Origin of the sequence: Pelomonas sp. Root1217, from assembly GCF_001425705.1 — a bacterium.
In the GTDB taxonomy this organism is placed as follows: Bacteria; Pseudomonadota; Gammaproteobacteria; order Burkholderiales; family Burkholderiaceae_C; genus Pelomonas.
Window position 1 is genome coordinate 785,586 of record NZ_LMDC01000001.1, and the last position, 14,213, is coordinate 799,798.

Consider the following 14,213-nt stretch of genomic DNA (forward strand, 5'->3'; position numbering starts at 1 on the left):
TATTTCAAAGGCTCATCAGCTCGCTGGAAGTGCAGTCCCGACCGCGTTCCTTCGAAAGATAGAGCGCATCATCGGCGCGCTCGAGCACGTCATCCAACGTCTCATTCGGGCGAGCTTGCGCGACACCCGCGGAGAAGGTGAAGGAGATGCCTGCGGTCGGCCCCATGGTGCTGCGCACGCGTTCAAGCGCCGTGCAGGCGTCAGCCAACTCCGTGCCCGGCAGCAGAAGCAAGAACTCTTCACCGCCGACGCGCCCGAGAGATTGGCCGGAGCGCAAGTGGGTGCGAATGTGCTCGCAGAAATGACGCAGCACTGCGTCTCCGCCAGCATGGCCGTGCGTGTCGTTGACCTTCTTGAAGTGATCCAGATCCAGCAACGCCATGCAGACGGGTTGTGAATGCCGGCGTGGGTCCGCGAGAGCGCTGGCGGCGAGCTTCAAGATGTGGCGCCGGTTCGGGACGCCTGTCAGTTCATCAGTAAATGCTGCCTGGACTGCAAGTTCATGTGCGTGCGCCAGTTCGGCCGCCATGCGCTGGTTGGCCCGTAGCAACCGTTCGAGGTCATCCTTCTCGTCGCGCAGCGACTTGCGCTGCAGGTACAGCGCTACGAAGGCTGCCACCTTGCTCTGCATCACAAGCGGTGGAACCGGCTTTATCAGGAAGTCAACCGCACCTGTTTCATAGCCTTGGAACGTTCGCTCGGTGTCGATGTTGGCCCCGGTCAGAAAAATGATGGGCACCTCATTTGTGCGTTCATCGCCGCGCATTGCCGCGGCGAGCTCGAAACCATCAACGCCAGGCATGTGCACATCGACCAGCGCCAAGGCGAACTCATATTGACGCAGGAGCTCCAGCGCCACCGCAGCGGACAGCGCAGAGACAACCTCAACGCCAGGACGATCCAAGATCAGCTTGGTCGTGGACAAGCTGTCAGGATGGTCATCGACATGGAGAACGAAGGCGATGTCGCGGGTAGGCAGCGCTAACTCCCGAAGGCGGTTTCTTTGCACGTTAGCAAGAGCCAGAGCCCACGATGTAGCTTGGGATAAGAATTTTTCAATGCGTTACTGATGACTGCCGTCGGATTCCGCAGCAAGAGCGAGAAGCGACGCAGGGCGGTGAAGCTCATCATCTGAAACGTTCCGTAAAAGAATCCCGTAGCGGGGTTCCTGCCACGATTTCTCGGGGCGCAGCCCCTACAAACGCGCGCTGACCGTGGTGCATGGGCCCGCGGCATTCAACGCAGTTTGAAGGACCTGATGACCGCTACGCACGACCCGCATCCCGCCCTCGCCAGGCGCTCCCTGCTTGCAGGCCTGGGCCTGCTGCCCGCCCTGCCGCTGCTGCGCAGCGCACCGGCGCACGCCCAGGCCCGCCCGGCGCCCGCCTCCGTCAGCGGCGTCTTCCGCCATGCCGGCCTGCTGGTCACCGAGGACGACTTCAAGCGCATTCGTGGTCATATCGCGGCCGGTGAGCAACCCTGGACGGGCTGGTGGAACAAGCTGTGCGCCGACCGCCTCACTTCACTGGACGCCTGGCCGAGCGCGCTGCCAGCGGTCTACCGCCAGGACAGAAGCAAGGCCTCGCTGTACCGGGACATCCAGCGCGCATGGTGCCTGGCGCTGCGCTGGAAGCTGTCGGACGACCCCCGCTATGCCGACAAGGCGGTGGAGACCCTGGATGCCTGGGCGCAAACGCTGAAATTGGTCGCGACCAAGGCCGAAGGCTCGACCGCCCCTGACGACCACACCTACATCCTGATGGCCGGCATGCAAGGCCACCAGTTTGCCCAGATCGGCGAGGTGATGCGCAGCTACCCGGGTTGGGCGCCGGCGAGCCTGGCGCGCTTCCAGCAAATGCTGCTGGAAGTGTTCGGCAGCATCTGCTCCGGGTTTCTCAAAAAGGTCTCCCTTGGCTCGCATGCCAACTGGGACATGGCCTCGTTGTGTGGCGCCATGGCCATCGGCGTGTTCTGCGACCGGCCCGAGCTGTACAGGCAGGCCTGCGACTACTACGCGGGCAACAACCGGGGCGAGCTGGCCACGTTCGGCAATGGCTCCATCGTGCACAGCGTGTACTTCATGCACCCGGGTCATTTCGGGCAGTGGGAGGAGAGCGGGCGCGACCAGGGGCATTCGACGCTGGGCATGTCGCTCGGCGGCGACCTGCTGGAGATGGCCTGGAACCAGGGTGACGACCTCTACGGCATGTACAACAACCGCTTCCTCGCGGCGGCCGAGTACGTGGCGCGCTCCAACCTCAAAGACGAGAACGGCAACGTCTACCCCATGCCGTACGCGCACGAGCACAATCCCTCGCAGCCCCACACGTCGCGGTGGACGGAAGTCAACCAGTCGTTCCAGAACTACCGCAACGCCTGGGAACCCATCTACAACCACTACGTGAACCGCATGGGGCTGGCAGCGCCCAACGTGGCGCGCATGCTGCCCCTGTGCGAGCCGAATTACGGGTCGGGCAATGGCGACGACATGGTCTACCCGACGCTGACGCAGCGACGGCGCGCCTATGCCGGGCCGATGAAGGCGCCCTCCGGCCTCACGGCCCCGGTGCACGACGGCCGCGTCGTGCTGTCGTGGTGGGGCAGCGTCGGTGCGACGTCCTACGTGGTCAAGCGCGCCGCCCGGGCCAACGGGCCCTTCACCCACCTGACGACCATCGCCGCCGACCAAATCCTCACCCACACTGACACGCCGCCCAAGGGCGTCTGGTTCTACCAGGTCACGGCCCTGGGCAGCGCCAGCGCCAGCGCCGCTTCCGCCGCGGTGCGGGCCGCCGTGCCCGGCGAGCGGCGTTTCTCGATGCCGCTGAATGGCAGCAACGGCACCGGCACCATCGGCGCGCTGCAGACTCCCGCCGGCCAGTGGAAGGCCGTCGCGGGCGAGCTGCTGGACGGCGCGACCTGGGGCGACGGGCGGCTGAACGACAAGGCCATCGTCTTCGACGGCAAGTCGGCCGGCCTGCAGCTGCCCGAGGGGCTGTTCAGCGGCCTGGGCGACTTCACCTTGTCCCTGTGGGCCAATGCCAATTCGCTGCGCACGGACAGCTGCCTGTTCTTCGCCGGGCACGACGGGTTTTCCTACATGCGCCTCGTGCCCAAGGGCCGCGTGGGGCTGCAGTTCGCCATCACCGGCGCGGGGTTCAACGACGAGCAGAACCTGGTCGCGCCGTGGTTCATGCCCATTCGCCGCTGGGTCCATCTGGCCGTCACGCTCAAGGGCACCACGGGCCGGCTCTATGTCGACGGCGCAGAGGTGGCGCAGTCCGACGCCATGCTGCTGTCGCCGCGCCAGGTCGGCGACCAGGTGGCCTTCCTCGGGCGCGACTGGGGCCATGCGTCATTCAACGGCCGCATCCAGGGCTTCCGCATCGAGGCGGGGGCCTTGAGCGCCGCCGAGGTCGCGGCGCTGGCGAAGTAGCGGTCGGCGAGGGCGCACCGGCGCGCTGTGCGCGTGCCGTGCGCCTCATTCCCGCAGTGATCACCGGCGCCGGTACCCGGCCCGGCAGGGCAGCTGCCGGGCGGCTGGCTAGCGACAGGTCACTGCCGACAGCCGGCTCTAGACGCTGGCATTTGATCTATGTCAAACCGCGTCACGGCGGCGTTTCTAGAATTTGATGCATAGAAAATGCATCTTTAGAGGCGCTCATGTCAGTCCCTTCCCTTCAATTCGACTCTCGTGGATTCGCGATGAGTGACCGCGCCCCAGCAATCGTCGCCAAGCTTGACGTCCTGGCCGCCAACGAAACGCTGGAGCTGTTGATGGACGGGGAGCCCGGTTCGCTGGAGGCCCTGCTCAACGTTCACAGACCGGGCCTGTTCAGCTGGCAGAGCGTCGAGCGCGGCCCGGACTTATGGCGAGCGAGGGTCACGAGGCTTGGCTCTGCGCGTGGCACGTGCTGCGGCGCTTGTGGCGGCGCCTGACGATCAACTGTTCCTGGCGTTCCAAGGAAATCAACATGAAATCCCGTAGCAATCTCTGGCGCTGGCTGGGGCTCATCTTCGTGCTGTCGTTCGGCGCCCTGGGCTATCTCGGCTGGCAGATCTATCTTTCCGCCCCACCCATCCCGAACCGGGTGGTCAGCGCCGACGGCGAGCTGTTGTTCACCGGCGAGCAGATCCAGCTCGGCCAGCAGGCCTGGCTGTCGGCCGGCGGCCAGCAGCTCGGCACGGTCTGGGGGCATGGCGCCTATGTCGCGCCGGACTGGTCGGCCGACTGGCTGCACCGCGAGGCTGTCGCACTGAAGGCCCGGCGCCTGGCGGAACAGCAGCAAAGCGGCCTGCCGGTCAGCGACGCCCAGCGCGCCGCCGTCGACCAGCTGGTGCGCGAGGAAATGCGCCGCAACACCTACGAAGAGAGCAGCGGCGAGGTGCGCATCACCGCCGCCCGCGCCCAGGCCATCCGCGAGGTCGCTTCGCACTACGAGGGCCTGTTCGGCACCGACCCGGCGCTGGACAAGCTGCGCGACCAGTACGCGATGACGGCCGGCGCGCTGCCCGAAGCCGAGCACCGCAAGGCGCTGGCGGCCTTCTTCTTCTGGTCGGCCTGGGCGGCCGTGACGGATCGCCCCGGGGAGACTGGCCTGTCCTACACCAGCAACTGGCCGCATGAGCCGCTCGTCGGCAACACGATGAGCACGTCGGCCGCGATGTGGTCGATGGTCAGTATCGTGCTGCTGCTGGCCGGCATCGCCGCGATGCTGTGGCTGCACAAGGGCGACGAAGAGCTCGCCGTCGTGCCCAAGGCCGACCCGCTGCTCGGCGCCAAGGCCACAACGTCGATGAAGGCCACACGCAAATACTTCTTCGTCGTCATCGGCCTGATGCTGCTGCAGATCGGCATGGGCGCCATCACGGCCCACTACGCGGTGGAAGGCCAGGCTTTCTTCGGCATCCCGCTGGCGCAGATCCTGCCGTACACCGTCACCCGCACCATCCACACGCAGATCGGCATCTTCTGGATCGCCACCGCCTGGCTGGCCACCGGCCTGTACGTCGCGCCGCTGCTGTCGGGCGCCGAACCCAAGTTGCAGAAGCTCGGTGTGGACGCGCTGTTCTGGGCGCTCATCGTCGTCGTACTCGGCTCGACGATCACCGGCTGGCTTGGCACGCTGCAGCACCGCGGGTTCGATTTCAGCTTCTGGTTCGGCAACCAGGGCCTGGAGTTCACGAGCATGGGCCGCTTCTGGCAGATCCTGCTCTTCGTCGGCCTGCTGTTCTGGGTCTTCCTGCTCGGCCGTGCGCTGTGGCCGGCGCTCAAGCGGCCTTCGGAAACCCGGGGCCTCATCGCCATGGTCTTCCTGTCGGCGACCTGCATCGGCGGTTTCTACGCGAGCTCGCTGACCTGGGGCCAGCACACCCACTACTCGATGGTCGAGTACTGGCGCTGGTGGCTGGTGCACCTGTGGGTGGAGGGCTTCTTCGAGGTCTTCGCCACCGCCGTGGTCGCACTGATCTTCACCAACCTGGGCCTGGTGCGTGCGGCCTCCGCCAACCGCGCCATCGTCGCCGAGACCATCGTCTTCCTGTTCGGCGGCATCCTGGGCACGCTGCACCATCTGTACTGGACGGGCACGCCCACGTCGGTCATCGCAGTCGGCTCGGTGTTCTCCGCGCTGGAAGTGGTGCCGCTGACGCTGATCGGCCTGGAAGCGCTGCAGACCTATCGCCGCGCCAAGGGCGTGGCCTGGCTGGGCGCCTACAGGTGGGTGATCCTGAGCTTCGTCGCCGTGGGCTTCTGGAACACGGTGGGCGCCGGCCTGCTGGGCTTCGCCATCAACCCGCCTGCGTCGCTGTACTACGTGCAGGGCCTGAACATGACGGCGGCCCACGGCCACGCGGCGCTGTTCGGCGTCTACGGCATGCTGGGCATCGGCCTGATGCTGTTCTGCCTGCGCGGCCTGTTCGATCGTTCACTGCATGCCGACCGCTTCCTCAAGCCCGCCTTCTGGAGCCTGAACATTGGCCTGGCCATGATGGTCTTCCTGTCGCTGCTGCCGGCCGGCATCTACCAGGCCTACCAGAGCATCACCAAGGGCCTGTGGTACGCCCGCTCGCCGGAAGTCATCCACTCGCCCGTGATGGAGACCTTGGTGTGGCTGCGCGTGCCGGGCGACATCGTGTTCGCCGCCGGCAGCGTCTTCCTGGCCGTGTATGCGCTGTACCTGCTGCGCCGCCCCGCGGCGGACCGCCTGCCGGCGGGCGCCGCCCCGGCCCGCGGGCGCTGAAAGGAACGTCGCCATGAGACTCACCGCCTTCACCGACTACAGCCTGCGCGTGCTGATGTTCCTGGCCGCCGAGCCCGACCGGCGCGCCACGGTGGGCGAAATCTGCGCGGCCTTCGACGTGAAGGCCAACCACCTCACCAAGGTCGTGCACCACCTGGCCAAGCGCGGCTGGGTGAGCACCGTGCGCGGCAAGGGCGGTGGGCTCACGCTGGCGAAGCCGGCAGAGCAGATCCGCATCGGCGAGGTTGTGCGCGACACCGAGGGCCAGGCCCTGCCGGCCGAGTGCTTCTCGGCCGAGGCCAGCCATTGCGCCATCGTCAGCCACTGCCGGCTCAAGGGCGTGCTGGGCGAGGCGGTGCAGGCCTTTCACGCCGTGCTGGACCGCTACACGCTGGCCGACATCACGGCCAACCGTCAGCAGTTGGTACAGCTGCTGCACTTCATGGCACCGGCGAGGTCGGCGGCATGACGGGCACGCCCTATCCCTACCAGGGGCCGGAGGAACTTCGGCAACCCATCCTGGCGGCGCTGCGCCGCGTGGTGGACCCCGAGGTGGCGATGTCCATCGTCGACGTTGGCCTGGTCTACGGCGTGACCGTCGAGGCCGAGCGCGTCAAGGTGCTGCTGACCATGACCTCGGCCGCCTGCCCGGTGGTGGACGTCATCGTCGACGACGCCTGCACCGAGCTCGACAAGGTCGTGCCGGTCGACCAGCGCATCCATGTCGAGGTGGTGTGGGAGCCGCCCTGGACGACCGATCGCATGAGCGACCGGGCCAAAGCCTTCATGGGCTGGTAGGGCAGGGGATGCGACCCGCTCCGGGCCTGCTGCCGCGACTGGCCTTCGCGGGCCTCGCGGTGGTGGCTCTGGTGGCCGGCATTGCCGGCGGCCTGGTGCGCGCCGGGGTCGCCGTGCCCGTGGCGAGCGCGGCCGTCGCTGCCCATGCCTTCCTGATGATCTGTGCCTTCATGGGCACCGTCATTGGCATCGAGCGCGCGGTGGCCTTGAAGCATCCGGCAGCCTTTGCCGGCCCGCTCGCCTCGGGCGTCGCAGGCCTGGTGATGCTCTCGGGCGCACCAAGCCTGGCCGCTTGGCTGGCCGCGGGCGCGTCGCTGGCCTTTGTCGGCGTGAACCTGGCCGTGGTCAGGCGGCAGCGGGCCGCGCACACGCTGCTGTTGCTCGCCGGCGCAGTAGCCTGGGCGGCCGGCAGCCTGCTGCACGCGCTCGGCCTGATGGCCGGCGCCGTAGTGCCGCTGTGGTTCTGCTTCCTCGTGTTCACCATCGCCGCCGAGCGGCTGGAGATGACGCGGCTGATGCGCCGCCATGCCGGCGCCGGCCCGGCCTTGCTCGCCATCCTGGCCGCGGTGGCCTGTGGCGCGGTGCTGTCCGGCCTTCTCGCGGACGTCGGCGGCCTGCTGTATGGCTTGTCTTTGGCCGCGCTCGCCGCGTGGCTCGCGGTGTTCGACATCGCCCGCCGCACGGTCCGCGCCGCGGGGCTGAGCCGCTACATGGCCCTGTGCCTGCTCACCGGCTACTTCTGGCTGGCCGTTGCCGGCCTGGCCTGGGCGGGCACGGCGTTGGGCCTGCCGTGGCGGGATGCCGCCCTGCATGGCCTGGCGCTGGGCTTCGTCTTCAGCATGGTGTTCGGTCATGCCCCGGTCATCCTGCCCGCCGTCGCCCGCGTGAAGCTGGCGTTCGGCTGGCCCTTCTATCTGCCGCTGGCGCTGCTGCACGCGTCGCTGGCCGTGCGCCTCTTTGGCGGCTTGTTCGACGCCCGACTGACGGCCACAGGTGCCACCGGCAACGCGCTGGCCATCGCGTCGTTCTTGCTGACGCTGGCCGGAGCAGCCATCGCCTGGCGAGCCCAACGGAAACCAACACATGACGCCCTTGCTGAGAATCGATGAACCCCCGCGAGCCGCGCCCGCGGGCTTTGCGCTGTTCGCGCTGGGCTTTCGGCCCTTCTACCTGCTGGCCAGCGTGTTTGCCGCGCTGTCCGTGCCGCTGTGGGCGTTGCAGTTCTCGGGCCTGCTAGGCCACGCCTATCTGGCCGGCCCGATCTGGCATGCCCACGAGATGCTGTTCGGCTTCACGCTGGCCGTCATCGTCGGCTTCCTGTTCACGGCCGGCCGCAACTGGACCAACCTGCCCACGCCCACGGGCTGGAAGCTCGCCGCGCTGGCCGCGCTGTGGGTGGCTGCCCGCGTGCTGGTGCTGACGCCCTATGCGCTGGCCGCGGCCATCGCCAACGTCGCCTTCCCGCTCGCCGCTGCCATCAGCCTGGCCGTGCCCTTCGTGAAGGCGGGCAGCCGGCGCAACTATTTCTTCATCGGACTGCTCGCGCTGCTGGCGCTCGCCGCCGGCTGCGTGCACCTCGCGCAGTTCAGCGTCGTCGCGGTGCCGGGCTGGCTTGGCATCCAGGTGGCGCTGGACGTGGTGCTCTTCATCCTGGCCGTCATGGGCGGGCGCGTCATCCCGATGTTCACGAACAACGGCGTGCCAGGTGCTGACTCGAGCCGCAACGCGTGGGCCGAAAAGGCGGCGCTTGGCGGCGTGCTGGCCCTGCTGGCTGCCGATGCAGTGGGCTTGCACGGCTGGCCGCTGGCCGTTCTCGCGGCTACCGCGGGTGCCGCCCACGCGTGGCGCTGGGCGCTGTGGCGGCCCTGGCGCACGCTGCGTGCGCCGCTGGTGTGGGTGCTGCACCTGGCCTACCTGTGGGTGCCGGTGCATCTGCTGCTGCGCGCGCTGGCCGAAGCCGGCTGGCTGATGCCGTCGCTGGCCACGCATGCGCTCACCGTGGGCGCCGTCGGCGGCCTCGTCATCGGCATGATGACCCGCACCGCGCGCGGCCACACCGGTCGGCCCTTGAAGGCTGACCGCTTTGAGGTCGCCTGCTATCTGCTGGTCGCCGCTGCCGCCGCCGTGCGCGTGCTTCTGCCCTTGATCGCGCCGTCCCAGATCGTCCACGCGGCCCTGGCCTCGGCGCTGCTGTGGTCGGCGGGCTTCGGCCTGTATGCAGTGCGCTACTGGCCCGTGCTGTCCCGCCCCCGCGTCGATGGCCGCCCCGGCTGAACTCAACGAGAACCAACATGAAACTGCCCGCCTACTTCGACGAAGTTCCTCGCCTAAAGATGCAAGACCCGCTGGCCCGCGTGCTGGGCTGCGCCGAGGACGGCATCCTCGACTACGGCTTCGCCGACGCCGTGCGGCTGACGGGCCATTCCTGCGTGGCCGTCGCGTCGGCCTACTGGCTGACCTGGCTGGCGCTGGAGCAGCTCTACCCGGATGGCCTGCCGCAGCGCGGCGGCATCAAGGTGGAGTTCCGCGACGATGCGCGCTCCGGCGGGACCGGTGTCGTCGCGACGGTGGTGCAGATGCTCACGGGTGCGGCGGGTGGCTCCGGCTTCAAGGGCCTGGGTGGGCGCTTCAGCCGGGCCGGCCTGATCCGCAGCAAGCCCGACCTGGTGCTGGCGCTGCGCTTCACCCGGCTCGACACGCAGGCCGCCGTGGACGTGGGCGTGGACACGACCTCCCTGCCGGGACAGGCGGAACTGGATGTGCTGGTGGCGCTTCTCGCCTCCGGCAAGGCGACGCCTCAGGACGAAAAAGACCTCGGCGAGCTGTGGCAGGCGCGCGTGCGCTCGCTGCTGCTGGAACGCGGGCGCGATCGCACCGTGTTCATGGTCCGGCCGGTGCATCGTCTGGGCGGCGCGGCCGGCCTTCCCCACAGCCCGGAGGCCGCGGAGGCGTTCGCGTGAGCCGGAGGTTCCCGATCCGGCCGGCGAACCCCGGGCGCATCTGCTGGGGCTGCGACCGCTACTGCTCGGCCGATGCGCTGCAATGCGGCAACGGCTCGGTGGCCACGCCGCATCCGAGCGAGCTGTTCGGCGACGACTGGATGAACTGGGGCCTGGACGCCCCTGCGGCCGCGGCCGAACCCGCCGGGCCAGCGGGAACGGTGGCGGAGTGATTCGTCGCCGCGCTTGCGCGAGATCAAGCTCACGCGGGAACGGCCTGCCCAGAATCCGCCGCATGTCCAAAGGCTGGAATCGCGCCCGTCTCGCCACCAAGGTCGGCATCCTCGGAGCCGCCTTGCTGTGCATCGCGCTGGGCTCGATCGGCCTGACGCTGTGGATAGGCTGGCAGCTCGAAGGCGGTGCGGCGGCGGTCAACGAAGCGGGGCGGCTGCGCATGCAGACCTGGCGCCTCGCCCACCAAAGCGTGGGTGCCGGCAGCGATGCCCTGCGCCCGCTCACCCAGGCCTATGACGCCTCCCTGCAGCTGCTGGTGGACGGCGACCCCGCGCGGCCCCTCTTCCTGCCTCGCGATGAGCACACCCTGCAGGCCTGGCGCGGCGTGCGCGAGGGCTGGCAGCAGCTGAAGTCGACCGCGGCCGATGGCCTGCCGGCGCCCACCGGCGCCCAGGCCGAGGCCCAGGTGCAGCGCATCGACGTCCTCGTCGACGCCGTCGAGGCGCGCATGGCAGGCTGGAGCTCGCTGCTGTCCAGCGTGCAGCTGGCGCTCGTCGGCATGGCCATCGCCGCGGCCATGATCTTCCTGTACGCCTCGCACCTCGTCGTGTTCGCGCCGGTGGACCGGCTGCGCCGCGGCCTGCAGGCGCTGGAGCAGGGCGCGCTTGGCGCCCGCGTGGCCGAGGACTCGCAGGACGAGTTCGGCGACCTGGCGCGTGGCTTCAACCGCATGGCGCAGCGTCTCGAAGCCGTCTATCAAGGCATGGCCGACGAAGTGCGCGCCAAGACGGCCGACCTGCGCCTGGAGCAGCAGCGGCTGGCCACGCTGTACGAGGCCACGTCCTTCGCCGCCGGGGCGTCGTCCGTGCGCGACCTGGGTGCCGGCTTCGCCGAACGCATGCGCCGCGCGGCCGGCGCCGATGCCGTGGCGATGCGCTGGCTGGACCCGAGCCAGCAGCGCATGGTGCTGCTGGCTTCGCAGGGCATGCCGCCCGCCATGGCCGAGGCCGAACGCTGCGTGGCGCCCGGCGCCTGCCATTGCGGCAGCCCCGGGCCTCATGCCAAGGTCATTCCGATCACCCGCGAGAGCGATCACAGGTCGCACTGCGCCAAGGCCGGCTTCGTCGCCGTGACGGCGGTGGCGTTGACGGTGCAGGGCCGTGTGATGGGCGAGGTCGACCTGCTGTTTCGCGACCCGCCCCAGCCCACCAAGGCCGACCGCGAGCTGCTGGACAGCCTGGCGAGTCACCTGGCCAGCGCGATGGACAGCTTGCGCAACGAGGCGTTGCAGCGCGAAGCCGCCGTGGCCGAGGAGCGCGGCATGCTGGCCCGCGAGATGCACGATTCCATTGCGCAAAGCCTGGCCTTCATGAAGATCCAGCTGCAGCTGCTGAAGGATGCGCAGCGCGGCGGCAAGCCCGACGCAGCCGTGCGCCTCATCGACGAGCTGGAGCTGGGCCTGAAGGAATGCACGGCCGACGTGCGGGCGCTGCTGATGCACTTCCGCACCCGCACCGATGGCGACGACCTGCTGCCCGCGCTGCAGCAGACGCTGCAGAAGTTCCGCCTGCAAAGCGGCCTGCAGGCCGAGCTGGAAGTGGACGGCCACGGCGCACCGCTGCCGGCCGACGTGCAGGTGCAGCTGCTGCACGTGGTGCAGGAGGCGCTGGCCAATGTGCGCAAGCACGCGCAGGCCAGCCAGGTCCACGTGCGGCTGGCGCACCAGCCGCACTGGCAGATCGACGTGCGCGACGATGGCCGTGGTTTCGACCTGGCCACGGACTCGCCCGACGACAGCCACGTCGGGCTGCGCATCATGCGCGAGCGCGCCGCCAAGGTGGGTGCCGCCGTGGCGCTGGAATCCCAACCCGGGCGAGGCACGCTGGTGCGTGTCTCCCTGCCCGAATACGAGACGGCCAATCCATCATGAATGCCGAACCCATCCGCGTCCTCGTCGTCGATGACCACACGCTATTCCGCCGCGGCCTGATCGCGCTGCTGGCCACGCAGTCGCAGCTGCAGGTCGTTGGCGAGGCCGGCGACGCCGGAGCGGCCGAGCGCCTGGCCGCCGAGCTGCAGCCGCAGGTCATCCTGCTGGACAACCACCTACCCGGCGTCACCGGCGTGCAGGCCCTGCCGGCGCTGAAGGCGGCCGCGCCGGGTGCGCAGGTGCTGATGCTGACGATGAGCGAATCGGAGGCCGACCTCGGTGCCGCGTTGCGAGCCGGCGCCTGCGGCTATTTGCTGAAGACGGCGGACAACCACGAGCTGACCCAGGCCATCGAGCGCGCGGTGCGCGGCGTGTCCAGCTTCAGCGCCGAGATGGCCGGCAAGCTGGCCACGGCCTTCCGCCACGAAGCCGAGGCGGCCTCCACGGCCGCCGCTGCGCCGCCCGATCCGCTGGGCACGCTGTCGCCGCGCGAGCGCGAGATCGTCGACCTGATCGCCCGCGGCGACTCCAACAAGCACATCGCCCGCGAGCTCGGCATTGCCGAGACGACGGTGAAGATCCATGTGCAGCACCTGTTGCGCAAGCTGGACCTGGACTCGCGCGTGCAGGCCGCCGTGCTGGTGACGCAGCAACGCGTGTAGTTCTTTAGGACGAGCCCGCCCGGGCCGCCGTCCTCCCTGCGGGCGGTGCCCTGCTGATCCTCCGGTGAATGGGCAGCGCGCAGGCTGAGCGGGACAGTCTCCTCATGTTCACTGAGGAGGAAACCGCATGACTGCGCCCCCTGTCGACCGCAAGGCCTGGTCGGTGCTGATCGTCAGCACCCTGGCCTTCACCGTCTGCTTCATGGTCTGGATGATGTTCGGCGTCATCGGCATCCCGATCAAGAAGCAGCTCGGCCTGAACGCCACCGAGTTCGGCCTGCTCACGGCCATGCCGGTCCTGACCGGCTCGCTCGTGCGCGTGCCGCTGGGCATTTGGACGGACCGCTACGGCGGCCGCATCGTCATGACCCTGCTGATGCTCGCCACCGTGCCAGCCATCTGGCTGATGGCCTACGCAACGCAGTACTGGCACTTCCTCGTCATCGGCCTGTTCGTCGGCCTAGCGGGCGGCTCGTTCTCCGTCGGCACGCCCTACGTCGCGCGCTGGTTCCCCAAGAGCCGCCAGGGCATGGCCATGGGTGTTTACGGCGCCGGCAACTCGGGCTCGGCGGTCAACAAGTTCGTCGCACCCGTGCTGCTGGTCAGCTTCGGCTGGACCATGGTGCCCCAGGTCTACGCCGCCATCATGGCCGGCACCGTCGTGCTGTTCTGGCTGTTCAGCAGCAGCGACCCGGCCCACCTGGTCACCAGCAACGTGAGTTTTCGGGACCAGCTCAAGGCCCTGAAGGACCCAAGGGTGCTGAAGTACTGCCAGTACTACAGCATCGTGTTCGGCGGCTACGTGGCGCTGGCGCTGTGGATGGTGCAGTACTACGTCGGCGAGTTCAGCCTGGACATCCGCGTGGCCGCGCTGCTGGCGGCCTGCTTCAGCCTGCCGGGCGGCGTGTTGCGTGCCATCGGCGGCCTGCTGTCGGACAAGTACGGTGCCCACAAGGTCACCTGGTGGGTGATGTGGGTGAGCTGGATCTGCCTGTTCCTGCTGAGCTACCCGCAGACCGACTTCACGATCGTGACGCTGGCCGGCGCCAAGACCTTCCACATCGGCCTGAACGTCTACGCCTTCACCGGGCTGCTGGCCGTGCTGGGCGTGGCCTGGGCCTTCGGCAAGGCCTCGGTCTTCAAGTACATCAGTGATGACTACCCGGAAAACATCGGCGCCATCAGCGGCATCGTAGGCCTGGCTGGCGGCCTGGGCGGCTTCGTGCTGCCCATCCTGTTCGGCGCGCTGCTGGACCTGACCGGCATCCGCTCCAGCGCCTTCATGCTGATGTACGGCGTCGTCTGGGTCTCGCTGATCTGGATGTACTGGACCGAGGTGCGCCGCACCGAAGTCATGGGCCGCAACGCGCCCGAATTCCACCTCGCCGGCTGACCGGCACAAGGACTC

At 68.6% G+C, this 14,213-nt stretch carries 13 protein-coding genes; 12 read left to right on the plus strand and 1 reads right to left on the minus strand.

What is annotated here, in order from left to right; all coding sequences use genetic code 11:
* Positions 1 to 4: 4 nt before the first annotated feature.
* Positions 5 to 1,009 carry a diguanylate cyclase gene (locus ASC95_RS03595; protein WP_082567456.1) on the minus strand — a complete coding sequence of 335 codons (1,005 nt, stop codon included), beginning with the start codon at positions 1,007 to 1,009 and terminating at the stop codon, positions 5 to 7.
* 249 nt (positions 1,010 to 1,258) lie between these two features.
* Here ASC95_RS03595 and ASC95_RS03600 point away from each other — a divergent pair, with 249 nt between their 5' ends.
* The 12 genes from ASC95_RS03600 to ASC95_RS32175 all read left to right on the plus strand — a co-directional run bounded on the left by ASC95_RS03600 (position 1,259) and on the right by ASC95_RS32175 (position 14,198).
* On the plus strand, positions 1,259 to 3,436 hold the full coding sequence (locus ASC95_RS03600) for a LamG-like jellyroll fold domain-containing protein (protein WP_057297028.1): 2,178 nt from the start codon (positions 1,259 to 1,261) through the stop codon (positions 3,434 to 3,436).
* A gap of 227 nt (positions 3,437 to 3,663) precedes the next feature.
* Entirely contained in the window at positions 3,664 to 3,939 is a 276-nt protein-coding gene (locus ASC95_RS32405) for a DUF2249 domain-containing protein (protein ID WP_057296389.1), read from the plus strand.
* 35 nt (positions 3,940 to 3,974) lie between these two features.
* Positions 3,975 to 6,242 (plus strand): nitric-oxide reductase large subunit, encoded by a 2,268-nt coding sequence (locus tag ASC95_RS03610; protein WP_057297029.1) that lies wholly within the window; start codon positions 3,975 to 3,977, stop codon positions 6,240 to 6,242.
* 13 nt (positions 6,243 to 6,255) lie between these two features.
* A complete protein-coding gene (locus ASC95_RS03615; RefSeq protein WP_057296390.1) occupies positions 6,256 to 6,711 on the plus strand; it encodes an Rrf2 family transcriptional regulator in 456 nt (151 codons plus the stop codon).
* Positions 6,708 to 7,040 (plus strand): metal-sulfur cluster assembly factor, encoded by a 333-nt coding sequence (locus ASC95_RS03620; RefSeq protein WP_057296391.1) that lies wholly within the window; start codon positions 6,708 to 6,710, stop codon positions 7,038 to 7,040. Before ASC95_RS03615 ends, ASC95_RS03620 begins: the two co-directional genes overlap by 4 nt.
* A gap of 8 nt (positions 7,041 to 7,048) precedes the next feature.
* Positions 7,049 to 8,149, plus strand: a complete 1,101-nt coding sequence (locus tag ASC95_RS03625) for a hypothetical protein (protein WP_057296392.1) — start codon at positions 7,049 to 7,051, stop codon at positions 8,147 to 8,149.
* On the plus strand, positions 8,124 to 9,314 hold the full coding sequence (locus ASC95_RS03630; RefSeq protein ID WP_057296393.1) for an NnrS family protein: 1,191 nt from the start codon (positions 8,124 to 8,126) through the stop codon (positions 9,312 to 9,314). The genes ASC95_RS03625 and ASC95_RS03630 overlap by 26 nt, the downstream gene beginning before the upstream one ends.
* A 17-nt stretch (positions 9,315 to 9,331) precedes the next feature.
* Positions 9,332 to 10,000, plus strand: coding sequence for a hypothetical protein (locus ASC95_RS03635; protein WP_200960061.1), 669 nt, complete (start codon positions 9,332 to 9,334; stop codon positions 9,998 to 10,000).
* Positions 9,997 to 10,212 (plus strand): DUF3079 domain-containing protein, encoded by a 216-nt coding sequence (locus ASC95_RS03640; protein ID WP_057296394.1) that lies wholly within the window; start codon positions 9,997 to 9,999, stop codon positions 10,210 to 10,212. The genes ASC95_RS03635 and ASC95_RS03640 overlap by 4 nt, the downstream gene beginning before the upstream one ends.
* 62 nt (positions 10,213 to 10,274) lie before the next feature.
* On the plus strand, positions 10,275 to 12,143 hold the full coding sequence (locus ASC95_RS03645; RefSeq protein ID WP_057296395.1) for a type IV pili methyl-accepting chemotaxis transducer N-terminal domain-containing protein: 1,869 nt from the start codon (positions 10,275 to 10,277) through the stop codon (positions 12,141 to 12,143).
* The gene (locus ASC95_RS03650; RefSeq protein ID WP_057296396.1) at positions 12,140 to 12,805 is read left to right on the plus strand and encodes a response regulator; all 666 of its coding nucleotides are present in this window, start codon (positions 12,140 to 12,142) and stop codon (positions 12,803 to 12,805) included. The genes ASC95_RS03645 and ASC95_RS03650 overlap by 4 nt, the downstream gene beginning before the upstream one ends.
* Positions 12,806 to 12,932: 127 nt before the next feature.
* Positions 12,933 to 14,198 carry a nitrate/nitrite transporter gene (locus ASC95_RS32175; protein ID WP_057296397.1) on the plus strand — a complete coding sequence of 422 codons (1,266 nt, stop codon included), beginning with the start codon at positions 12,933 to 12,935 and terminating at the stop codon, positions 14,196 to 14,198.
* The last annotated feature ends 15 nt before the right edge of the window (positions 14,199 to 14,213 follow it).